This window comes from Sphingomonas brevis (assembly GCF_023516505.1).
Lineage (GTDB): Bacteria > Pseudomonadota > Alphaproteobacteria > Sphingomonadales > Sphingomonadaceae > Sphingomicrobium > Sphingomicrobium breve.
The window spans coordinates 1-23,160 of the sequence record NZ_JAMGBB010000001.1; the positions used below are offsets into that span (position 1 = coordinate 1).

The 23,160-nt window shown below is 63.3% G+C and carries 21 protein-coding genes; 11 read left to right on the forward strand and 10 right to left on the reverse strand.

Features of this window, described 5'->3' with window-relative positions; translation table 11 throughout:
- Nucleotides 1–2,277 (forward strand): Ig-like domain-containing protein (locus LZ518_RS00015; protein WP_283938136.1); only part of this gene is annotated, 2,277 nt, incomplete at its 5' end.
- Between the two features lie 24 nt (nt 2,278–2,301).
- On the opposite strand, the gene LZ518_RS00020 is transcribed toward LZ518_RS00015, so the two are convergent.
- A complete protein-coding gene (locus LZ518_RS00020) occupies nt 2,302–2,928 on the reverse strand; it encodes a response regulator (protein ID WP_249914012.1) in 627 nt (208 codons plus the stop codon).
- A complete protein-coding gene (locus tag LZ518_RS00025) occupies nt 2,925–4,568 on the reverse strand; it encodes a sensor histidine kinase (protein ID WP_249914013.1) in 1,644 nt (547 codons plus the stop codon). Before LZ518_RS00025 ends, LZ518_RS00020 begins: the two co-directional genes overlap by 4 nt.
- Before the next feature lie 263 nt (nt 4,569–4,831).
- Here LZ518_RS00025 and LZ518_RS00030 point away from each other — a divergent pair, with 263 nt between their 5' ends.
- From LZ518_RS00030 to LZ518_RS00040, 3 genes are all read left to right on the forward strand, one after another.
- A complete protein-coding gene (locus tag LZ518_RS00030) occupies nt 4,832–5,350 on the forward strand; it encodes a hypothetical protein (RefSeq protein WP_249914014.1) in 519 nt (172 codons plus the stop codon).
- Nucleotides 5,351–5,503: 153 nt separating this feature from the next.
- Nucleotides 5,504–6,151, forward strand: coding sequence for a hypothetical protein (locus LZ518_RS00035; RefSeq protein ID WP_249914015.1), 648 nt, complete (start codon nt 5,504–5,506; stop codon nt 6,149–6,151).
- 213 nt (nt 6,152–6,364) lie between these two features.
- Nucleotides 6,365–6,778, forward strand: coding sequence for a hypothetical protein (locus tag LZ518_RS00040; protein WP_249914016.1), 414 nt, complete (start codon nt 6,365–6,367; stop codon nt 6,776–6,778).
- A 49-nt stretch (nt 6,779–6,827) separates the two neighbouring features.
- Here LZ518_RS00040 and LZ518_RS00045 read toward each other — a convergent pair whose 3' ends face one another.
- From LZ518_RS00045 to LZ518_RS00065, 5 genes are all read right to left on the reverse strand, one after another.
- Nucleotides 6,828–9,242, reverse strand: coding sequence for a hybrid sensor histidine kinase/response regulator (locus tag LZ518_RS00045; protein WP_249914017.1), 2,415 nt, complete (start codon nt 9,240–9,242; stop codon nt 6,828–6,830).
- A 4-nt stretch (nt 9,243–9,246) separates the two neighbouring features.
- Entirely contained in the window at nt 9,247–10,746 is a 1,500-nt protein-coding gene (locus LZ518_RS00050; protein ID WP_249914018.1) for an ATPase domain-containing protein, read from the reverse strand.
- 148 nt (nt 10,747–10,894) lie between these two features.
- Complete coding sequence (locus tag LZ518_RS00055; RefSeq protein WP_249914019.1) at nt 10,895–11,392, reverse strand: SRPBCC family protein; 498 nt, start codon at nt 11,390–11,392, stop codon at nt 10,895–10,897.
- A gap of 2 nt (nt 11,393–11,394) precedes the next feature.
- A complete protein-coding gene (locus tag LZ518_RS00060; protein ID WP_249914020.1) occupies nt 11,395–11,733 on the reverse strand; it encodes an ArsR/SmtB family transcription factor in 339 nt (112 codons plus the stop codon).
- A gap of 55 nt (nt 11,734–11,788) precedes the next feature.
- Nucleotides 11,789–12,502 carry a toll/interleukin-1 receptor domain-containing protein gene (locus tag LZ518_RS00065; protein WP_249914021.1) on the reverse strand — a complete coding sequence of 238 codons (714 nt, stop codon included), beginning with the start codon at nt 12,500–12,502 and terminating at the stop codon, nt 11,789–11,791.
- Between the two features lie 81 nt (nt 12,503–12,583).
- Between LZ518_RS00065 and guaA the strand changes: the two genes are divergently transcribed.
- On the forward strand, nt 12,584–14,149 hold the full coding sequence (guaA, locus tag LZ518_RS00070; protein WP_249916456.1) for a glutamine-hydrolyzing GMP synthase: 1,566 nt from the start codon (nt 12,584–12,586) through the stop codon (nt 14,147–14,149).
- 92 nt (nt 14,150–14,241) lie between these two features.
- Here the strand turns inward: guaA and LZ518_RS00075 are convergent, their stop codons facing one another.
- The 3 genes from LZ518_RS00075 to LZ518_RS00085 form a co-directional block, all read right to left on the reverse strand.
- A complete protein-coding gene (locus LZ518_RS00075) occupies nt 14,242–14,775 on the reverse strand; it encodes an SRPBCC family protein (protein ID WP_249914022.1) in 534 nt (177 codons plus the stop codon).
- 2 nt (nt 14,776–14,777) lie between these two features.
- On the reverse strand, nt 14,778–15,152 hold the full coding sequence (locus LZ518_RS00080; protein WP_249914023.1) for an ArsR/SmtB family transcription factor: 375 nt from the start codon (nt 15,150–15,152) through the stop codon (nt 14,778–14,780).
- A gap of 76 nt (nt 15,153–15,228) precedes the next feature.
- Nucleotides 15,229–16,233, reverse strand: coding sequence for a sensor histidine kinase (locus LZ518_RS00085; protein ID WP_249914024.1), 1,005 nt, complete (start codon nt 16,231–16,233; stop codon nt 15,229–15,231).
- A gap of 173 nt (nt 16,234–16,406) precedes the next feature.
- Between LZ518_RS00085 and LZ518_RS00090 the strand changes: the two genes are divergently transcribed.
- From LZ518_RS00090 to der, 6 genes are all read left to right on the forward strand, one after another.
- On the forward strand, nt 16,407–16,856 hold the full coding sequence (locus LZ518_RS00090; RefSeq protein ID WP_249914025.1) for a hypothetical protein: 450 nt from the start codon (nt 16,407–16,409) through the stop codon (nt 16,854–16,856).
- 67 nt (nt 16,857–16,923) lie between these two features.
- Nucleotides 16,924–17,793 (forward strand): 3-methyl-2-oxobutanoate hydroxymethyltransferase, encoded by an 870-nt coding sequence (gene panB, locus LZ518_RS00095; RefSeq protein ID WP_249914026.1) that lies wholly within the window; start codon nt 16,924–16,926, stop codon nt 17,791–17,793.
- Nucleotides 17,794–17,796: 3 nt separating this feature from the next.
- Entirely contained in the window at nt 17,797–19,473 is a 1,677-nt protein-coding gene (locus tag LZ518_RS00100) for an FAD-dependent oxidoreductase (protein ID WP_249914027.1), read from the forward strand.
- A 120-nt stretch (nt 19,474–19,593) separates the two neighbouring features.
- Complete coding sequence (locus tag LZ518_RS00105; RefSeq protein ID WP_249914028.1) at nt 19,594–20,307, forward strand: tetratricopeptide repeat protein; 714 nt, start codon at nt 19,594–19,596, stop codon at nt 20,305–20,307.
- Between the two features lie 12 nt (nt 20,308–20,319).
- The gene (locus LZ518_RS00110; RefSeq protein ID WP_249914029.1) at nt 20,320–21,660 is read left to right on the forward strand and encodes an outer membrane protein assembly factor BamB family protein; all 1,341 of its coding nucleotides are present in this window, start codon (nt 20,320–20,322) and stop codon (nt 21,658–21,660) included.
- Nucleotides 21,661–21,696: 36 nt separating this feature from the next.
- Nucleotides 21,697–23,049, forward strand: a complete 1,353-nt coding sequence (gene der / locus LZ518_RS00115; protein WP_249914030.1) for a ribosome biogenesis GTPase Der — start codon at nt 21,697–21,699, stop codon at nt 23,047–23,049.
- The last annotated feature ends 111 nt before the right edge of the window (nt 23,050–23,160 follow it).

Below are 23,160 nucleotides of genomic sequence, written 5' to 3' on the forward strand. Positions count from 1 at the left end.
ATCACCGTCAACCAGAATAGCGGGGCCAACAACCTCGACCTGCTGGCCAACGACACGTTCGAAAGCGCGGCGCGGTTCATTAGCGCGGTCACCCAGGGCGCCAAGGGAACAGTAACGATCAACAACAACGGAACAGTGGGCAATACGGCCGACGATTTCGTGGTCTACACGCCGACCGCCGGGCAGAGTGGCAGTGACAGCTTCACCTACACGGTGACGTCGGGCGGAGTTACCGAGACGGCAACGGTGAGTGTGACGATCAATGCAGCCGGACGAGTCCAGCCAACCGATATCAAGCTGACACCCGCCGTTCCCGCTGGCGATGTCAATCTTAACCAGTTCGATTTCACTGGCAGTCTCACCGCGACCGACCCCGACCCTGGCGCAATTACGTTCTCAGTCGTTACTCAAAGTCAGCCCGGATTGTTTTCGATCAGCGGGAATACTTTGTCAGCGCTCGACATCGGAGTGAACAAAACCATCAGCGTCACTGTACGTGCGACTCAAACCGGCGATCCGGCAGGCGTGTTCACTGACGAAGTTTTCACGATCCTAACGGGCTCCAACGGAAATTCGGGAGATCCCTTGAATGGTGTGACTGGCGACGACGTGCTCTACGGTAACTCTGGCAACGATGTCTTGATGGGCCTCGGTGGGAACGACACTCTGTTCGGGCAGAATGGTAACGACAATCTCCAAGGCGGCGATGGCAATGACGTCCTGAACGGTGGAGCTGACGTCGACACTCTCACCGGCGGAAACGGCAACGACACGTTCGTGCTCATCAATAGTCCAGCTGGCAGCGTTGACTCGATTTTGGATTACAGCAACGTCGCGGGCAACGCTGACACCATTGACGTCACTGAGCTACTGAGTGTTACCGCCGGCACCAACGTTATCACAGGTGGGTTCCTGCGCGTTACAACGACTGGCCTAATTCAAGTCGACGCGAACGGCTCGGCGGTTGGCGGTCAAGTTTGGACGACGGTGGGCAACGTCAACACCGGCGCCGGCCCATATGCGATCACTTATTTGTCGGGTGGCGCGGCGACGACGGTTAACGTCAACGCGGTGGCTCCCCCCATCGCCCTCGATCTCGACGGCGACGGGCAGGTCAGTTTCCTCGGTACCGATGCGGGGGCGCACTTCGACTATGGCGGCGGCGCCGTGGCGACGGCCTGGGTCGCAGGTAATGACGGCCTATTGGTCCGCGACGCCAACCATGACGGGCAAGTGAGTGCCGACGAGATCGTGTTCGCAACCAGCGGCAGCGACCTCGAAGGGCTGGCCCGCTACGACAGCAATGGCGACGGGCAGCTGTCCGATGCCGACGCGGGCTTCGGCGATTTCGGGGTGTGGCAGGACGCCGACGGCGACGGCCGGGTCGACGCCGGCGAGCTACAATCGCTGGCAGCGCACAGTATTGCCGGCATCTCCTTGACCAGCGACGGGGTGCCCTATTCGGCGGCGGGCGGAGATGTCCAGGTAGTGGGTACGGGCAGTTTCACGCGGACCGACGGTTCTACCGGCGTGCTGGCCGACGCGGTGTTCAATACCGGCGTACGGGTTGAAGCAGATGCCAAGACGGTCGCTGCCAACGGCAATAATGCGGTGTTGCTGGCCGCTGTCGCAGCCGCGGGATTGGCGTCGTCCTACGCGGCTGCCGCTCAACCCGTCCATGAAGGCGCGGGCGATGGCCGCGATACCGAAGCATTCGCCGCGACGTCATCGACCCATGTCCTGTCGGCGTTGCATGGTGCCGAGCCGGCCGAGACCTCGGCGGTCGCGGTTCAGCGAGAGGCGGCCGTGTCGATGGATCATGGCAATGAGGCATCTCATGTGATGCATCAGGCCGACTCCAGCCACTCGCTGATCGGATCGGAGACGGTCATGCGGGTCGATGCCGCGCCAGTGTCGCCTCAGGCTTCCGATGCACCAGACCATGGCTTCATGTTCGCATCGCCCCCGATGGTGGCGATGCCCTCGGCGGAGCAGCTGCCGGCCGTCCTTGCGGAACATGGCAACGCACCAAGCTCAAGTGTGGTCGAGCTAGTCGCCGAAGCACTTGCCGATGGGCAGCGGGGACAGGCGATCGACAACCTGCTCAATGCGGTGGTCCCCGCTCACGCAGGCGACGCGCAGCCGCTGGCGATGCTCGCGGCGGGGCCGGACGGATCGGCTGGCTTTGCCTTGCCGATCATGCACGGCTTCACGCTCGATCATTTGATGATGGAGCATGCCGCGGCGGTCCATCCGGATGCGTTGCCGCAGGCCTAGGCCTTAGGCGCGAGGGCGTAAACTTCAGGGGACGGCGAGGAATTCGCCAGCGCGGATGGCCAGCTCCGTCCGGCTGCTGACTCCGAGCTTTTCGAAAATCGCGTGGAGGTACGCCTTGACCGTGCCCTCCGTCACGCCGAGCTGCTCCGCTATCTCGCGGTTGCGCAGGCCCCGGCGGACGAAATCGACCAGCTGCCGCTCGCGCGGGGCGAGGCTGCGATGAGCGCTGCGCTTGCCGGCCTTGGCGAGGTCGGCGGCGCGCTCCGCCAGCTCGGGATCGATCCAGTTGCGGCCGAGGCGAACACTGTCGAGGCAGTCGAGCAAATATGCCGGGTCGCTGTTCTTGAGGACCATCCCGTGTACCTTGAGCGCCTTTGCCTCGAGCAACGTATGGTCGTCGATCGCAGCGGTCAGCAAGATCACCTTGACCGGCTTCTTCCTGGCTCGCACCGCCCTCAGCACATCCATGCCGGTGCCTCCCGGCATTTGCAGGTCGAGCAGCAAGATTTCCGGGTCGAGCCGCTCCAGCTCCTCAAGCGCGGCCTCGCCGGTGCCGGCGATCCCGGCCAGCTCATAGCTGGTGTCGCCGAGCAGCACTTCGAGCGCAGTGCGGATCATCGGATGATCGTCGGCCAGCAATACCCGGGTCATGCGAGCTCTTCTCCGATCGGCAGCGTTATCGACAATTTGGTAACTCCCATTCCGCGCGCCATGTCGATCTCGCCCCCAGCCTGCTGAACCCGCTCCTGGAGCGAAGTCGGCATTTCCATCCGCCCGCCGCGCTTTTTGAATTCGGCGCCATCATTGACCACCACCAGCTTCAGCTGATTGGCCGCCGCGGCAAGTTCGATCTCGATCGACTTGGCCTCGGCATGGCGAACGGCGTTAGCGACCGCTTCCCTGAGTAGCTGGTGAGCGTCAAGGCGAAGGCGGGTCGGGATCATCATTTCCGCAGCGCTGGACGAGAAGGTGCAGCCGATATCCCATTGCCGCGCCAGCCGTTCGGCCAAGCCCTTGAGTTCGGCGGCGAGGTCGTTGAGCGCGACCAGCGGACCGCTGCGCAGCGCGGCAATAAAGGTTCGAAGCTCGCGCTGCTCCTGCAGCATTAGCCGCTTCAGCTCGTCGAGCTGCGGCTCGATATCGCGGCCGGCGCCGGTTGTGCGCTTCATCGCCTCCAGCCGAAAGGCAGCTCCGGCGAGGAACTGCACCACGCTGTCGTGAAGGTCGCGCGCAAGGGTCAGGCGGGAGCGGGCCTCGGCGCTGTCCTCGGCCGCCTTGAACAGCGCATGACGCTGGATATGGACCGAGACGTCGGCGGCGATCTGCTTGCCGAGGTCGATATGATCGGTCGACAGGTTGGCGACCTGCTCCAGAAAAAGCTGCCCGTCGCCGCGGTCGGAGCGGACCGCAACTGCCAGGCCTTCGCTGAGCTGCAGCGCAGCGATCATCCGCTGGCCGATCACCTGCCGCGGCTGCAACTGTTCGAGGTTGCGCTCGGAATCGCGGCGCAGGCCGCGGTTGCGCTCCATGTCGTAGACGAATGGACCATTGGTCCAGTCAGCGGTCAGCTCCGCGCCCGACAGCTTGACCTGGTCGACCTCGCCGTCGCGGATGGTGAGGGCAGAGAGTTCGTCTCGCCCAGGCTCATGCCAGACGAAGGCGCCGCGGGCAGCGCGGACGCCCGCCATGGCTGCACGCAGGCCATTTTCCAGCGGCGAATCCTCCGGCTCCGGACGGGAAAGCAGATATTCGTCAGGCATGTAATAGGCGGTACGCCACTGGTTGGCGCCGAACCAGATCAAGATCAGCGACAGGATTACCAGCTGGCCGGCGCGGACGATGAAACGTTGCAGTTCGAACGGTTGGTCAGGGGTCGCGACCAGCATACCTACGATGAGGTAAAGGAGGGCGAGCAGGATGGCGGTGGCGGCGGTAAGGTTCCAGCCCCAGCGGATCGCCGCCGACAGCAATACGAAGATGAAAAAGGCGAAGAAGGGGCTGGTGAAACCGGCAGTGAGCAAAACCAGGGCCGTGAACAGCGAAATGTCGATAGCATGCGCCGGTCCGGCCAGACGGGCGTCGAGCCACCAGTTGCGCCAGGTCAATGCGACCACGGCCGCCGCGAACAGCAGATAGGCGCCGAGCAAGGCATAGGCCGCTCTCGGGGCATAGGTTGGCTGGCTGACGTCGATCAGGACCGTGACCCAAAACAGCACGGCCAGCATCAGCCGGCCCAAGGCAATCACCCGTCCCGATGGATGTTGAAGTCCCTTCCCCACACTGGCGTTCATATCGCATCGTCGAGGGACGGCACAGCCCAATGCTGAGAGGCATCCCATGCCGAGACTTTTTTCGCCGCCTTATCTTTCGATAACTTCAGAAGGGCATGGCTTGGCGGTAGTCAGAAGCCGTCCGAACCCCGGGGAGCATGGGCCGCCGCTCATGCTCCCCTTTTCGTTGGGCTTGGTTCCTCTCAAATCTAGCCGCATCCTTTTCGGATATGTAACGTTATTGGCGAGGGCTCGTGTCGCCTGGCGTCAATCAAGGAGGGAAAATGTCGGAAGGGTTCAAGTATTTCGCTGGCGCTGCCGGCCTGGCCATTGCGCTTGGCGCAGCGATGCCCGCGCAGGCGCAATATTATCCGCAGCAGCCCAACCCGGGCGGATTCCTCGGCGCGGTCATCAATCAGTATCGTTACGGCCAATATCCCTACGGAAATTATGGCTATAACCAATATGGCGGCGAACAATATGGCGTCGACCGTTGCGCACGGGCGGTTGAGCAGCGGCTTGGCGGCTACAACAATTATTACCAGGGCAACCGCTACAACCGTTATCGCAACTACGGACGGGTCGAGGGCATTACGCGCGTCGAGCGCAAAAGCTATGGGCTGAAGGTGATCGGCGTCGCCAGTTCCGGCTACGGGGGTTACGACGGCTGGAACCGCCGCGGCTACGGCAATTATGGCTATAACGCCGGCGCGGACCTGCGGTTCGAATGCAAGGTCTACAGGAGTGGTCAGATCCGAGACATCGACATCAAGCGGCGGACCGCGAACTGGCAGGGATATTAAGCCCAAGCTGCTGATTGGCGTGGCGGGCGCCCCCGTTAACCAAGCTGAACGAAAGGCATCGACTGCATTCAGCGGCGATGCATCCGCTGGTCCTTAAAAGCGTTCTTATTCCCGGGACTCCGGGTGAGAGTTGCGTATTTAAGGAGAAAGCCGATGTCGGCGAAGATTAAACTACTGGCCGGGGCAGCCGGTTTGGCAGCGCTGGTTGGGGTCGCAAGCCCGGCAGCGGCCCAGTATCCCGGCTCCCAGTATCCGGGCTATGGATACGGCAACAATCCGGTTGGCCAAATTCTTGGCCAGGTCCTGGGTTACGGCCGCTATCCGTATGGCAATTACGGCTACAATCAATATTCCAACCAGTCCGGCGTGGTCGACCAGTGCGCCCGTGCCGTCGATGCCCGCCTGAACGGCCATCGCGGCTATTATGGTTACGGTAGCGTCCCTTATGGTGGCGGCTACGGCAATTACGGCAACCCCTATGGCGGCGGCTACGGTTACAACCAGGGCTACGGCTACAACCAGGGCTACGGCTACAACCAGGGCTACGGCTACAACCAGGCCAACGCCGGTGGCGGCAGAGTCCAGGGCATCACCCGCGTCGAGCGGAAGAGCTATGGGCTCAAGGTATATGGCGTCGCCACTTCGGGCTATCGCGGTTACGAGGGCTACGGCCGCAGCGGTTACGGCAACTACGGCTACGGCGCCGGCGCGGACCTCAGCTTCAACTGCGAAGTCCGTTACGACGGCCAGATCCGCGATATCAACATCAAGCGTCGTACCGCTTATTATCGCGGCTACTAACTGACCGAGAACCTCTTCACCGGGGGAACGGGATGCGCGGGAATCTTCGGATTCCCGCGCATTTTTGTTGGTCGTTAGGGAGGCGTCATAAACCCATGATGAACCGCGCCTCGACCGTCCGTGGTTGTCAGGCGGTGAATGGCTGACCGCCCCCGCCAATCCGCGCGTTTTATGATCGAAGGGTTTAGACCCAACGAGAAGGAGAATGTCGCCATGACCATGGCAAAAATCCTGATTGGTGGCGTGGGCTTCGCCGCGCTTGCCAGCGCAGCGCCCTCGGCAGCTCAATATTACCCCTACGGCAACGCCTATGGGTATGACAATTACGGCATCAACAGCCAGGCGGCTGTGAACCGGTGCACTGCCGCGGTCCAGAACCGCCTAAGCTATCGCACCGCGTACAATGGTTATTATGGTGCCTATAACACCGGTCGAGTGCTCAGCGTCACCCGCGTTGACCCCAACCGCAACAGCATCCGAGTTCGCGGCCTGGCGACCAGCGGTCGCGTCAATAATGGCCTCAACCTGTTCGGCCTGCTCGGCTCCAATTATCGAGCCGACCTGTCCTACTCATGCACGGTTGATTATCGCGGCCGCGTCCGCGACGTCGACATCAACCGTCGCTAAAAGCTGAGCTGAAAAGTCGGGCGGGAGTCGAAAGGCTCCCGCCTTTTTTTTATACCGAACGAAGCCTTGGCTTGCCCCGCGGTCTCGAACTTTCGATAAGCAATTCGGCGACTGCCCTGGCCAGGTCGGCTTCGCGGAATGGCTTGGACAAGCGCGGCAATCCGGAGCCTTCGCCCTTGGCCAGATTGGCGTAGCCCGTCAGCAGCAGCGCAGGTAGGCCAGGCCGAATGGTCCGGGCATCCTCGACCAATTGGCTGCCGCGCATGCCCGGCATCAGATAGTCGGAGATCAGCAGGTCGAATTCCTCGCCCGATGACAGCATCTCGAGCGCCGCTGATCCCGTCGCCGCCTCTTTCACCGAGTGGCCCATTTCGCGCAGCATCTCCGCGGTTGCGGCACGCACCAGCCCTTCGTCGTCGACGATCAGGATCGAGGCGCGGCGGGGCTGATCCGGCAAGCGCTCGTCGGTGCCTTCAGTAGCATCGACCTCGCCGGTTGCCGCCGGCAGCCAGAGCTCGGCAATAGTTCCCTTACCGACTTTGCTGCTGATCCTCAGCGCCCCTCCGGACTGGGCGGCCAGGCCATGGACCATCGACAGGCCAAGGCCCGTCCCTTCGCCCTGTCCCTTGGTCGTGAAGAACGGCTCGATCGCGCGATGGAGTGTCGCTTCATCCATGCCCACGCCGGTGTCGCTGACCGAAAGCCGGATGTAGATGCCGGGATCCAGGGAATCATTGTCCAATGGCCGCACCTCGGCCTGATCGAGCGTCAGCCGCAGCTGGCCGCCGCCGGGCATCGCATCGCGGGCATTGACCGCTAGGTTGAGCAGGGCGAGTTCGAGCTGGCCCGGATCGACCCGGGCCGCAGGAAGGTTGGCCGCCGTTTCGACACGCACCGCGATATGCGGGCCGATCGTTCGCTGCATTAGATCGTGCATGCCCTCGACCAGCAACTTTACATCGACCGTTCGGGCCTCCAGATGCTGCCGGCGGGCAAATGAGAGCAGGCGCTGGACCAGGGTAGCGGCGCGTTCCGCAGCCTGCATTGCTCCTGAAATCAGCCGGCTCGAGCGCTCGTCCGATTCATGCTGGCGGCGAAGCATGTCGAGAGCGCCGACGATCGGGGTCAGCAGATTATTGAAGTCGTGGGCGACGCCGCCAGTCAGCTGCCCTAGTGTTTCGAGCTTGGCCATTTCATGCATTCGCGCGGTTGCTTCGGCCAACTGCTGCTGGCCGCGCAGCCGGTCGGTCACGTCGTTGGCAAATTGGTACGCGCCAATCAGTTCGCCGCCTGGCCCGTAAAGCGGACTGAACTTCATCTCGAAGAAGCGTGAACTGCGCTGCCCGTCGACTTCGGCGACTTCGGTGAATGCTTCGCCATTCAGCGCTCGCTGCCAAATTCGGCGCATCTGTTCATATGCCTCCGGCTTGTCCTTGATGAGGTCCAGCTTACTGTCACCGACCTTTGGCCGGATCCCGTGGATGCGCTCATATTCGTCCAGCGCGGCGCGGTTGATTGCGAGGATTCGGAAACTGGGATCGACCACCTGAACGACGGCGTCGGTGCCCTCGACCAGCTCGGCGAGCAGCTTGCGCTCCGCCAGCGCGTCGGAAATGCGCTGCTCGAGCGTCACGTTGAGCTGCTGAAGCGCGATCTCCGCCTGCCGGCGGGCAGTGATGTCCTGGAACAATACTGCGACCTGCCGCCGTTCAGGGGGCTCCAGCCGGAACGCAGCAAGTTCGAGATGGCGGCCAGTCGCAACCAGTTCCTGCTCGAAGCGGATTGGCTCGCCAGTCTCCAATACTGCGCGGTAGCGCTCGGCCCAGGAGTCGGCTTCGTCGGGCACCATCTCGCGCAGACGTTGGCCGACGACATCGGTGATGCCGGAGTGACGAGCGTAGGCGTCATTGGCCTCGATATGGACATAGTCACTCAACGGGCCGGCCGGGCCATCGAGGAACTCGATGATGCAGAACCCTTCGTCCATTGTATTGAACAGGTCGCGGTATTTCGCCTCACTCTCGCGGACCCGCTGCTCGCTCAGTTCCAGTTCGGCGACATATTGTTCGGCCTCATGCTGACGCGCCCTGGCGCGAAGGGCGGCGCGCGCTGCCGAAACCAGCGTAACTGGATGGAGCGGGCGTTCGAGTATCGTGACATTGCCGAGGCGGCCGGCAATGGCGATGTTGGCGTCCGGGCCAGCACGTCCGCGAGTCAGCAGGACGATCGGCAAGTCGGACCAGGGAGGCTGGCCGTCGAGCCATCGCTGCAGGATGATCAGGCCATCCTCGCCGAGCGCTTCCTCAGCCAGAATCAGTCCGCCGGCACGCGGCTCGTCCAACGCTTCAATTAGCGATCCGATGTCGGGCTCGACACACGTAGCAACGGTGGCGCCCTTGAGGATGCTGCGAATGACGGTCGCGTCGCGCCCGGATGGCGCCAAAATGGCGAGTTGTTGCGGCACTCTGCTAGGCGTCCTCGCGCTGGCGCAAAAGCGTATCGCTCTTCCCAGAAAATCTCGGAACGCCGGTCAGAATGCCGCTGAACTGGGTAAGTGGCTCGCCCACCCGAACGCCGAGCTTGTCGATCCGATATTCGCGGATCGACGGCTCGTGGCCGCCGGTGCGCTTCTTCAACACGGATATGGCACGGCGCAGTTGGCCGGCCGCCTCGAAATAGCGCAGCAGAAGGACGTTGTCCGAAAGATAGGTGAGGTCGATCGGGGACTGCATCTGGCCGACCAGCCCATGCTGGGCGAGGACCAGGATCGTCAGCACGCCCTGTTGGTTGAGGTAGGTCAGCATCTCATGCATCTGGAGCAGCAGGAACTGCTCCTCGGGCATGGCATTTTGGTAGCCTGACAGGCTGTCGAGCACGACGATGCTGGTCCCCCGGGAGACGTGATCGCGGACCATCCCGGACAATTCGCCTGGGCTCAGCTCTGCCGGATCGACCTGCTGGAATGTGAACTGATCTTGCCACTTGGCGAGCTCGATATGGAGCCCGCCCGCACGCTTGTAGAAGTTGCGCCGGGTTTCATCGAAGCTGATGAACAGCGCCGTCTCGCCCCGGGCCAGTCCGGCGCAGACATATTGCAGCGCCAGCGTCGACTTGCCGCAGCCTGCGGGACCCATGATTAGGGTAGCCGTGCCGCGATCGAGGCCGCCCTTCAGCAGGCTGTCGAGGTCGGGGAGGCCGCTGCTTACCGGCTTGTCATCGAGATTAGCGACAACATGCTCGGAGGCGATTAGGCGGGGGAAAATGACCAGGCCTCCGGTGCGAATGATATAGTCGTGGAAGCCGCCGCGGAAGGCCCGCCCGCGCATCTTGTAGACGCGCAAGCGGCGGCGTTCGGCTCCATAGGCAATGGTCAGTTGCTCCAGGCGGGTGACGCCATGAACCAGGCTGTGCAAATTTGCGTCGTCCATTTCCTCGGTGAGGTCGTCGACGAAGATCGTCGTGATGCCCTTGCCGGTGAAATAATGCTTCAGCGCCAGCACTTGCCGGCGATAGCGCAGCGGGGAGCCGGCCAGCAGGCGGATATCGGACAGGCTGTCAAACACAACGCAGTCGGGCTTCAGCCGTTCGACGCAATCCATCACGAGCTTGACCGTCTCGCCCAGTTCAAGATCGGACGAATAGACAACCGACTGCTCGCGCGTGGGATCCAGGCTGAGCTCGGCCGGGACCAGTTCGTAGATCTCGATCCCATCGAGCGACCACCCGTGGGTCGCGGCCGAAGCCAATAGCTCCTCCCGGCCCTCGGACAGGGTGACGTAGAGCGTGCTTTCGCCACGCTCTCGCGCGGCCATCAGAAACTGCAGGGCTAGCGTCGTCTTGCCCGACCCGGGCCGGCCCTCGACCAGGTGAACGCGGGCCCGGCCGTAGCCGCCGGCCAGAATGTCATCAAATGCTTCGATGCCGGTCGAAATGCCGGTCTCCGGCTTGATTGCTTTCTTCGCTGTCATAGAGATCCTGTATCACCCCGCTTCCCCTGTTTGGGGAAACGCAACGCGGCAATGCAGGAAGAGTTGCCGTTAATTTTCCGCGCGGCAACGAAATGTGAGCCGGCCACGCCTCTGGGCGCGACCGACTCCAACTTCACCGGGCCAATGTTCAGGCGTTGGCGCGAAGCGTCGCGGCATATTCCTCGAGCTGGCCGGCAACCGTACCCCAGCCATCGTGGAAGCCCATCTGCTCATGGGTTAGGCGGTCGGCTTCGCTCTTGTGGAGCGCGACGGCCTTGTAGGCGGTTTTGCCGTTGCCATCGTCCTCGAAGGTGACGATCGCGGTCATCGGGAAGCTTTCGCAACCTTCACCTGCTTCGTTGGGGCGATAGCCCGGCCCGAGCGCGCTGGTCCATGACAGCTTCCGGTTCTCGACCACTTCGAGCACGCAGCCCGGCACGCCGTGGCCGGTGTCGAAATTGTCGGGACCGACCATGCGAATACGGAAGATGCCGCCGGGTTGAAGGTCGAGTTCGCATTCGGTGATCTGGTAGGGCCGAGGCGCGAACCATTGCTTCAGATGTTCCGGATCGGTGTAAGCCTTCCACACCAGTTCCACGGGCGCGTCGATGGTGCGCTCAAGCACCAGGTCCAGCTTGTCAGTCATCATCAATCTCCCTTGTCCTTCAATTCCATCACATATTCTTCGAAGCGGTCGTGGCGCTTTTCCCATTCGGAGCGGCGGTCGACCAACCATTGCTCGGCCGCGGCCAGCACTCCGGGCTGAAGCCGGCAGGTGCGAACCCGGCCCTTCTTCTCGCTGCGGATCAGCCCGCTGTCCTCGAGCGCCTTCAGGTGCTGCATCACCGCCGGCAGGCTCATCTCGAACGGCTGGGCCAATTCGCTGACCGACGCCGGGCCCCGGGCCAGCCGCGACAGCATGCCGCGGCGGGCGGGATCGGCGAGCGCCTGAAAAGCACGGTCGAGGCGAGTCAAATCCTTAAGCATGTGCTTAACTATCGAGTCGCGATGCAGGTGTCAAGACAGTTAAGCCATTGCCTAACTATTGTTCGGGATGGGGGATTGCCGGCGGATCGGGTGGAGTGACGTCGATCTTCACATCCGCCTTCTCGCGCACTCGGTCGGAATCCGCTCCACTTATTGCGATCGCGCCGAGGGTGATGATCAGCGCAAGCAGCAGGATCCAGCGGCCGAGCGACTTCCAGTTGATCGCCTCGATTGCAGCGACCGTGGCCGGTTGGGGAGCCGGGGACGGCGCGACCGTGGCCGGCGGAGCGCCGGCCGGATCGATCTGCAACCTGAGGTCACGAACGAGGCGGGACAGCTGGGAATGGAAGTCGCGGCCGCTGTCGACCGGCAAGGCGTTGCGGCGGAGCAGCGGCCACAGGCTCTCGGGAAGCTGGTCGCGACCCGGCAGGGCTGCGCCATCGATCAGCAAGGGGACGACCGGGATGCCACGTTCCAGCGCGGTCTCGACCTCGATCCTGACCCAGTCGTCGGGGTCCATGATCCGGGGCAGCTGGCCCTTTCGCTGCGAGCGCCAGCCCTTGCCGATCACCACCAGCAACGCGCCGCAATCGGCCAGAATCTCCTGAAGATGGTCGTGAAAATCGACTCCGGCAGGCATGGAATCAATGTCCATGAAAACGCGGCCGGAGCCGAATTCCTGGATTAGCCGGTCGAAGATGCGGCCGGTCACCCCGGCGCTGTCCTCGCGGCGGTATGAGAGGATGATGGTCGACTGCGCCCCTGCCATCGGCACCGACTAGCAAGCTTTCGGATGACCGAGAAGCGTGCCGAGGTTTACAGTTCGGGCGAGCCTCACTATCGGCCCGACATGGAGCCCCAAGAAACCATCCTCATCGTCGACTTTGGCAGCCAGGTGACGCAGTTGATCGCGCGCCGGGTGCGCGAAGCCGGCGTCTACTGCGAGATTGCGCCGTTCAGCCTGGCATCGGCCGCCTGCGACCGGTTAAAGCCCAAGGGCATCATCCTGTCGGGCTCGCCCGCCGGTGTCCCCGAAGAGGGTAGCCCGCGCGCCCCGCAGGAGCTCTTCGACAAGGGCGTCCCGATCCTCGGCATCTGCTACGGCCAGCAGGTGATGAGCCACCAGCTTGGCGGGCGGGTCGAGCCCGGCAACCAGGGCGAATGGGACGGCGAGTTCGGCCGCGCCTTCATCACCATCACCGAGGAATGTGCGCTGTTCGACGGCCTGTGGGCGGTCGGGGAGCGGCACCAGGTGTGGATGAGCCACGGCGACAAGGTCACCGCCTTCGCGCCGGGCTTCCGGATTGTCGCGGTGAGCGACGGTGCGCCCTTCGCGGTAATCGCCGATGAGGAGCGCCAGTTCTACGGCACCCAATTCCACCCCGAGGTGGCGCACACGCCAGACGGGGCCCGGCTGATCGCCAATTTCGTCCACCGCGTGTGCGGCCTCGCCGGCGACTGGACCATGGCCGCCTATCGCGAGACCAAGGTCGCTGAAATTCGCGATCAAGTCGGTGCTGGCAAGGTGATCTGCGGCCTTTCCGGCGGCGTCGACAGCTCGGTCGCGGCCATCCTGATCCACGAGGCGATCGGCGACCAGCTGACCTGCGTGTTCGTCGATCACGGCCTGCTACGCCTCAATGAACGCCAGCAGGTCGAGACGCTGTTCCGCGATCATTACAACATCCCCCTCGTGGTGGTGGACGCCGAGGAACGGTTCATGGCCGGCCTCGCCGGGGTCACTGACCCCGAAGCCAAGCGCAAGTTCATCGGCGCCGAGTTCATTGCCGTGTTCGAGGAAGAAGCGAATAAGCTGGGAGGGGCCGACTTCCTGGCCCAGGGCACGCTTTACCCCGACGTGATTGAGAGCGTCAGTTTCACCGGCGGGCCGTCGGTGACGATTAAGAGCCATCACAATGTCGGCGGGCTCCCCGACCGGATGAACATGAAGCTGGTCGAGCCCTTGCGCGAGCTGTTCAAGGACGAGGTCCGCGATCTCGGCCGCGAGCTGGGGCTCAACGACCAGTTCGTCGGGCGCCACCCTTTCCCGGGACCGGGCCTCGCCATCCGTATCCCGGGCGAAGTCACCAAGGACCGTTGCGACATTCTTCGCAAGGCCGATGCGGTTTACCTCGAAGAAATCCGGAGCGCCGGTCTTTACGATACGATTTGGCAGGCGTTCGCCGTGCTGCTTCCAGTGCGGACGGTCGGAGTAATGGGCGATTACCGCACCTATGACAGCGTCTGCGCACTGCGCGCCGTCACCAGCGTCGACGGCATGACCGCCGACATCTACCCGTTCGACGCCGCCTTCCTTTCGCGCTGCGCGACGCGGATCATCAACGAGGTCAAAGGGATCAACCGCGTGGTCTACGACTATACGTCGAAACCGCCCGGCACGATCGAGTGGGAGTGATGAAATCGGGCAGTGTGGGGTACTGTCCGATTTCATCACTGGCCGGATTGACCGTGCGGGACACGATCAACCGAGGCTCACTCAATCCTTATTCAAGCCTGAAGGCGCCGCTCATATTCGGCCTTGAGCGCGACCCAATTGTCCCAGAAGGGCGGGGGCTCTTCGCCACCGAGGCGGGCGGCGAGCACATCGAAATGAGCGTGCCATCCGGCGCTTACCTTCAGTATCGTCGTACGATCGGGCAATCGGCGATGGGTCAGGGTAAGGCGCACCATGTCGCCGACCGGTTCCAGGTCGAACGTAACCTCGCCGGCGTTCCCGAAGGTGAATCCCAGCCGGTGGGGAGGTTCGAGCTCGGTGATTTCGCTTTGCATCTCGTGCCGGCCGTCGAGGCCGTCAGGCGGCGTGCCGGGATTGTCCATTAGTTCATTGTTGCGCCAGACCAGCTCGACCGGCGCGCCGACGCGCATTTCCATCGTACCCGCGGCCAGCCATTGGCGGCGAAGATCGCTTTCGGTGAGATAGGCCCAGACCCGGTCGATGGAGCCGGGCAGCAGCCGCTCGATAGTCAATGTGGCGGGCGCGCTCAGCACGCCATATTCCTGGGAAGTTGCCAGTTCGGTCATCGTCATTCTCCTTGTGGGGGTCGGTTCTTTCGGTTGGCCGTCTTTCGGGCGTCGTCCTCGCGCAACAGCTGCTCGAGGGTATCGAGGCGGCCGGTCCAGAAGCGCTCGTAATGGCTGAGCCACTGGTCCGCGCTGGCCAGCGGGGCAGCCTCGAGCCGGCAGATATGGGTGCGCCCGCGCACCTCGCGCCGAACCAGGCCCGCGTCCTCAAGCACCTTCACATGCTTGGAGGCACCGGCGAAGCTCATCGCAAACGGTTCGGCCAGCTCTCCGATCGATTTCTCGCCAAGCGCCAGCCTTGCCAGTATGCCGCGACGCGTGGCGTCGCCGAGAGCACGGAAGATTACATCCAGACGGGGCGAATCATTATCAACCATGTGGTTGAATATGGATATGTCAGATTTGATTGTCAACTATTTGGTTTAATAAAGCCGCTGGGCGGACGCAGCTTTGCTAGGCGGCCTTGGGCAGGTGGATACGGTGGCGCGTTCCGCCCTCGCCGGTTTCCACTTCGTAGCGGGCGCGGAGTTGCTTGGTGAAAGTATCGACCAGCCGTGTGCCAAGCCCGGTGCCGCGGGAGCGACTATTTCCCTGCATGCCGACGCCATTGTCGGCAATCTCCAGCAACATGCCGCCGTTCGATCGGCCCAAGAACACGCGGATCTCGCCCTGGCGATCGTCGGGAAAGGCATGTTTCAACGCGTTGGTGACGAGCTCGTTGACCAGGATCGACATGGCGATCGCCTGCTCGGCCCCAACGGCGATATCGTCGATATGGCATTCGACGCTTACCCCGGGGCGAGTCAGGCCCTGGCGGATCTGTGTGCAGAGTTCCCCAAGGTGATGGGTAACGCGCACCTGCTCTAGGCTTTCGCTGTTGAGCGCCAACTGCTTGGAGGCAAGCGCGATGGCGTTGATTCGGTCCGCAACCTGGTTGAGCGCTTCCTTGACCGAGGGGTCGGCGCGGCGGGCCTGGGCCTGAACCAAGGCCAGCACCGTCTGATAATTGTTGCTGGTGCGATGATCGATTTCCGCAAGCGCCTGATGGAGCAAGTCGATCTGAACTTCGCGCCGGGCCCAGGCCCGATCCACCTCGCGCTGGTAGAGCCAGACGATGAGCAAAATGAACAATTGCGAGAATGTCGAGACGAGAAAGCTCTCGAAATATTGCTGGCTGCGCAGCGCATAGGTGACCGGATCGACGACAAAGTACCATGCTAGCAACTGGCCGCACACCAAAGTCAGTAGCCCGCTGCGCCAGCCGGCCAGCACCGTGGCCCCGACCATCGCGACGTAAACCAAGGCGAACGGTGCGCGGTCGCCAATGATCGGGTGCAGCAGCACGCGAACAAGCGTCATCAAAACGGGTATGCCAATTCCGACCGCAATCTCGACGATCAGCGGCGGAACCCTGTCTGCAAAACGCTCCGGCAGCCTGGATCGCAAGATCCGCTTCATGGCTCCGACCCCCCTACGCACCGCGCCGGCCCTAGTCCGGCAGATGCTGTTGTGCACCGAATTGTCGCGGAATCGCAAGGGTTTCCATGGCTAATCACCGACCGCGGCCAACTCGCTTGATTTGGAGCCGGGTGACGCGCAGTCTCCACTGCGGCAATGTGTGGAGGGGGATTATGAGCGACGAAAATGCGACGGCCGCAGCAGGCGGCAGTCCTCCAACCTGGTATTGGGTGGCCGCCGTCGCGGCGCTGCTGTTCGAATGCCTGGGCTGCTTTTTTTATCTTGCCGAGGTCCGGCTGACGCCCGAGCAAGTCGCGACCCTGCCGCTCGACCAAGCTGCGATGCTGGGCGCCCGGCCCAGCTGGTATTATGCGGCGTTCGGTACGGCCGTGTGGGTCGGGCTGGCTGGAACGGTCGGGCTGCTGCTGCGCCGCACCTGGGCGGTGCTGTTACTGCTGATCTCCCTGATCGCGGTCGTCGTCCAGTTCAGCGCCGTGTTCATTGTCCCGGAAATGCGGGTCGTGACCTCGGACGCTTTGCTCGGCCCGATCGTAGTGATGGTCGTCTGCTACGGAATCTTCATGCTTTCGAGGTTGGCCAAACGGCGCGGCTGGCTGCGCTGAACGCGTAGGAGCGCACCGGACCGGCACGGGGCTGGTTGCGGCACTGCACAATCGCTAATAGGCGGGCATGTCGACCTTCACCATCGATACGGCAACGAGCCGAGCAACGCCCAGCCCGGTGCCGGGAAAGCGCATGACCGTTCCGGCGATCCGGTCGCGCAAGAAAGACGGCAAGACCGACCAGCCGCTGGTGATGCTGACCGCCTACACCATGCGGATGGCCCAGCTTCTCGACCCGCATTGCGAGATGCTGCTGGTAGGCGACAGCCTTGGCCAGGTAATCTACGGCCTTCCGTCGACCGTGCCGGTGACGATGGAAATGATGTGCGCCCATGGAGCCGCGGTCGTACGCGGCAGCTGGCACGCGCTGGTCGCGGTCGACATGCCGTTCGGCAGCTATGAAGGCTCGCCCGAGCAGGCATTCGCCAGCGCATCGCGGGTCATGAAGGAAACCGGCTGCGCCGCGGTCAAGCTGGAGGGCGGCGAGGCGATGGCCCCGACCATCGACTTCCTCACCCATCGCGGAATTCCGGTGATCGGGCATGTCGGACTGACCCCGCAGGCGGTCAATGTGCTCGGCGGATATGGCGCGCGCGGCAAGAGCGCCGACGAGGCCAAGAAGATATTGACCGACGCCAGGGCGGTAGCCGACGCGGGCGCCTTCTGCATCGTTGCCGAGGGGGTGATGGAGCAGATCGCCGAGCAGGTGACCGAGGCGGTCGGGGTGCCGATCATCGGCATTGGCGCCTCGCCCCGATGCGATGGGCAAGTGCTGGTGACCGAGGATATGCTGGGCCTGTTCGAACGCACGCCGCGTTTCGTGAAGCGCTATGCCGACATGGCGACCGAGATCGGCGCGGCCGTCGGTCAATATGCCGAGGAGGTGCGGAGCCGTGCTTTCCCGACCGGGGACCAGACTTACCGCCCGAAAGAGTAGCCCATGACCGAGACCAGCCAGTCGATCATCTCTACTCGCGGAGCGCAGATGTTCCCGCGGCTGACCGACGACGAGCTGGCGCGGCTGTCGCGGTTCGGCGAGCCGGTGCGCTATGCCGCCCGCGAGACGATTGCGCGGCCCGGCGAGGTCGGACCGGGCCTGCTGCTGGTGTTGTCGGGCCGGGCCGAGGTCATGCAGCAAAGCCATCCGCCGACCCATATCGTCACGCACGAGCGGGGCAATTTCATGGGCGAACTGGCGCAGCTGTCGGGGCGGCCATCGCTGGTCGAGGTGACGGCACTTGAAGATGTCGAAGCGATCGCTGTTGCACCGGATCGCCTGCGCGCGATGCTGATCGCCGAGGCCGAACTGGGCGAGCGGATCATGCGCGCACTGATCCTGCGCCGGGTCGGGCTGATCGAGGCTGGGGCGGGCCCGATCATCGTCGGTCATGAAAGCAATGCCGATGTGCTGAGGCTGATCAATTTCCTGCGCCGCAACGGACATCCCTACCAGAACCTCGACCCCGCCAGTGACAGCTGCGGCGCAACGTTGATCGAGCGATTCCAGATCGAGCCGAAGGAATTGCCGATCGTGCTTTGCCCCGGTGGACAGCTGCTCAGGAACCCGAGCGAGGCGCAGCTCGCGCGTTGCGTCGGGCTGGTCGGGCAAATCGACTCCGACAAGCTGTACGACCTGGTGATTATCGGCGCGGGACCGGCAGGCCTCGCGACATCGGTCTATGCCGCATCTGAAGGGCTGTCCGTGCTGGCCATCGACTGCCGCTCGTTCGGAGGACAGGCCGGTGCCTCTGCCCGGATCGAGAATTATCTTGGTTTCCCGACCGGGATCAGCGGCATGGCGCTAATGGGCCGCGCCTATAGCCAGGCGCAAAAATTCGGAGTCGAGCTGGCCATTCCAGATGAAGCAACAAGGCTCGAGTGCGGCAACGACCCCTGCCATGTGCTGCTGGCGACCGGCGAACGCGTCCAGGCGAAGAGCGTCGTCCTGGCCACGGGTGCGCGCTACCGCCGGCTGGAAGTCGACCGGCTCGAGGAGTTCGAAGGCAGCTGTGTTCATTATTGGGCCTCGCCGCTTGAAGCGGATCTGTGCGCCGGTCAGGACGTGGCGCTCGTCGGTGGTGGTAATTCGGCCGGCCAGGCGGTCGTCTATCTTGCGGCGCGGGCCCGGCGGGTGGGCCTGATCGCACGGCGACCGCTCAGCGAAACCATGTCGCAATATCTGATCGAACGGATCGAAAGCCTGCCCAATGTCGAGGTGGTTATCGGTTGCGAGATCAAATCGCTCGACGGCGAGCCGGGTGCGCTGGAAGGGATCACGGTCCGCGAGCGCTCAACCGGCAAGGAGATCCGCTGCCCGTCGCGGTTCCTCTTCTCCTTCATCGGCGCCGAGCCCAACACCGATTGGCTGCAAAGCTCCGGAATCAAGCTCGACAATCGCGGCTTCGTCCTGACCGGGGAAGCCGCCGGCGACGATCGACTGCCTCTGGAAACCAGCCGGCGCGGCATATTCGCCATCGGTGATGTCCGATCGGGATCGGTCAAGCGGGTCGCGGCATCGGTCGGCGACGGAGCGCAGGTCGTAGCGGCCATTCACGGCTACCTTGCCGACCAGCAGCAGATCGCCGTTCCGGTGCCGCTGGCCGTTCCTGCCGAATAGAGCGCTTTCCGCCTTTGCCTTTGCCGTCCAAGCGGCTAGACGGCTTCCCGCCAGCTTCTGTTCATTTGGGGTGGGGAAAGAAGCGGCCAGCGTCCCCCACGGACAGTTTTGAGGATTAACTTGGCGCTTCCTACCGATCCGGCCGAAGCCTTCGTCCGCGAAGTCGATGAAAATCTCCGCCGCGACCAGATGGCCGATATGGCCAAGTCGTACGGCAAGTGGATTGTCGTTGCCGTTATTCTGTTCCTGGCTGCCGTCGGCGGCTTCCTTTATTGGCAGACCTACCAGCAAAAAAAGGCCAAGGCCGAAGCCGAGACCGTATCGGCCGCCCTCGACAAGGTGGCATCGGGCAATCTCAAGGGTGCGCAAGCCGAACTGACGTCGCTCAGCACCTCATCCAACGATGTCACGCGCGCATCGGCATTGCTGGGCCGCGCCGCGACCGCACTCCGCCAGAACGACCGCAAGACCGCGGCCGAGCTCTATAAGCAGGTAGAGGCAGACGATGGCCTGCCGCAACCTTACCGCGACCTTGCCACCGTCCGGCGGACAATGACCGAATATGATAATCTCAAGCCCGACGAGGTGATCGCGCGCCTGGCGCCTCTGTCGCAGCCCGGTAATCCTTTCTTCGGCAGCGCCGGCGAAATGACCGGCCTGGCAATGCTCGCCAAGGGCGACCGCAATGGCGCCGGCCAGCTGTTCGCCAAGATCGCCGCCGACAAACAAGTTCCCCAATCGATCCGCGGCCGAGCAGTTCAGCTCGCCGGCTCGCTTGGAGTCGACGCCACGGCCTCGATGCCGGTCGACCTTACCGCCACTCCTGCCCAGTAGGACATGAATTCCATGCGTCACGTATCCCGCGTTGCTCTTCTTCTGATTTCGGCTTCGTTGCTGGCCGGTTGCGGCGGCGGCGGTCCGCTCGGCGTGTTCAAGAAGAAGGACAAGCTCACTGTTCCGGGCGACCGCGTTGCGGTGCTGGTCAACGAAGCCGACATCGACATCGACCCGGAGACTGCAGCGCTGCCGATGAGCCTGCCCGCGGCCGAGACCAATAGTGAATGGGCCCAGTCCGGCGGCAATGCCCGCAAATCGGTCGGTCATGTCTCGCTGGGCCAGTCGCTCGGCGTCGCCTGGACCGCGTCGATCGGTCAGGGCAGCGGCAAGGATGGCCGCCTGGGCGGAGGCCCGGTCGTCGCCGACGGCAAGGTGTTTACCATCGACACGATGGGCGTGGTGCGCGCGTTCGATGGCAGCTCCGGCAGCCAGCTGTGGTCGACCAGGTTCGGCGATGCTGGCGAGAATAGCTCGTCGCTCTACGGCGGCGGCGTCGCCTATGAGGGTGGCCGCGTTTATGCCACCAATGGCCTTGGCTATGTCGCTGCGCTCGACGCCGGCAATGGCGGGCTGGTGTGGACCGTACGGCCGGGCGGTCCGCTTCGCGGAGAGCCATCGGTGGCCGAAGGCTCCGTCTATGTGATGAGCCAGGACAACCAGATTTACTCGCTGAAGGCTGCTGACGGCACGACCAACTGGTCGAATGCCGCCGCGCTGGAAATCGCGGGCGTGTTCGGATCGGCCGCGCCATCGGTCGCCCAAGGCACGGTGGTTGCCGGTTTCTCCAGCGGCGAGCTCAACGCCTATCGATACGAAAATGGCCGGCAGGTGTGGCAGGACGCGTTGGCGCGGACCTCCATCACCACCAGCGTTGCGTCGCTGAGCGACATCGATGCCGATCCGGTAATCGACGGCGGCGTGGTTTATGCGGTCGGCCAAGGCGGCCGGATGGTCGCGCTCGACCTTTTCTCGGGCCAGCGCATCTGGGAATTGAACTTCGGCGGAATCGCCACGCCCTGGGTCGCCGGCGACTGGGTGTTCGCAGTCAACGACCGCGCCCAGCTGATCTCGGTCAACCGCGCCAACGGTAAGATTCGCTGGATCAACCAATTGCCGCGCTGGGAGAAGATGAAGGCCAAGTCAGGCCTTATCACCTATGTCGGGCCGGTGCTTGCCGGCGAGCGGCTGATCGTCGCCGGGTCGAACGGCGCATTGATCAACGTCAGCCCAGCCGACGGCAGCTTCCAGAGCCAGGTCGACCTCAAGGACGGGATCAGCTTTCAGCCGGTGGTGGCCAATAATACGCTCTATATCCTGACCGACAGCGGCAGGCTGGTCGCCTACCGCTAGTTGACGCATCAGCAGCAGGCGGGCAGGGGCGACGCCATGCCCCTTCCCACTGTTGCAATTATCGGCCGTCCCAACGTCGGCAAATCGACGCTGTTCAACCGGCTGGTTGGCAAGCGCGTCGCGCTGGTCGACGACCGGCCGGGAGTGACTCGCGACCGGCGCGAGGGCGAAGGGCGTCTGCTCGACCTCAAGTTCAGGGTGATGGATACGGCCGGGTTCGAGGACCAGGACCCGCTTAGCCTGCCCGGTCGAATGCGCGCCCAGACCGAGGCGGCGGTGCGCGAAGCCGATGTGGCACTGTTTCTGATCGATGGCCGCGAAGGGTTGACCCCGCTCGACGAGGAAATCGCACGCTGGTTGCGCGGCCATGCCACGCCGGTCGTCGTCGCCGCCAACAAGTCAGAGGGCAATGCCGGCGAGTCGGGCCGGCTGGAAGCCTTTTCGCTGGGTCTGGGCGAGCCATTCGCTTTATCGGCCGAGCATGGCGAAGGGCTGGTCGACCTGTTCGAGGCCATTCGCCCGCACGTCGAGCATGAGCATTTCCTGACCGAGGCCGAGGAAGGCGAAGAAGGCGGTGGACCGCTCAAGCTGGCAATCGTCGGCCGGCCCAACGCCGGCAAGTCGACCCTGGTGAACAAGATGCTGGGTGAGGAGCGGATGATCACCGGTCCCGAAGCCGGCATCACCCGCGACAGCATCAGTATCGACTGGGCGTGGCACGACCGTCCAGTTCAGCTGGTCGACACCGCGGGCCTGAGGAAACGGGCCAAAGTCGAAGACAAGCTGGAGAAATTGTCGGCGTTCGATACCAAACGGGCGATCGACTATGCGGAAGTGGTGGTGCTTCTGCTCGACGCGACCCGCGGGCTTGAATCACAGGATTTGAGGATCGCCGACCAGGTGCTGGAAGAGGGCCGGGCGCTCGTCATCGCGCTCAACAAATGGGATGTGGCCGAAAATGCGTCATCGCTGTTCAATGGCGTCAAGGCAGCACTGGAAGAGGGGCTCAGCCAGCTGAAGGGCGTGCCGGTGCTGACCGTTTCCGGAAAAACCGGCAAGGGCATCGACCAGCTGCTAGGCGCCGCCTTCGAAGTGCGCGACAAATGGTCGCAGCGCGTGACGACCGGCGAGCTAAATCGTTGGTTCGAGCGCGCGGTCGAACAAAATCCACCGCCAGCGCCGGGCGGCAAGCGGATCAAGCTGCGCTACATCACCCAGGTAAAGTCCCGGCCGCCGACCTTCGTGGTGTTTGGAACAAGGGTCGACCAGCTCCCGACCAGCTACCAGCGCTACCTCCTGAATTCGATGCGGCGCGAGCTGGGGCTTGGACCGGTGCCGTTGCGCCTGACCATGCGCTCCCCGAAGAACCCATTTCACAACAAGGGTTAAGTAAGGGACCAGGCCCGCGGTGATGGCGGGTTTGGTCCCTCAAAAAATAACCGCTCCTTTACCCTTTTGGGCTTAGTCAGGTGCGGTGGGACTGCGCCTGGACCAGAGGCG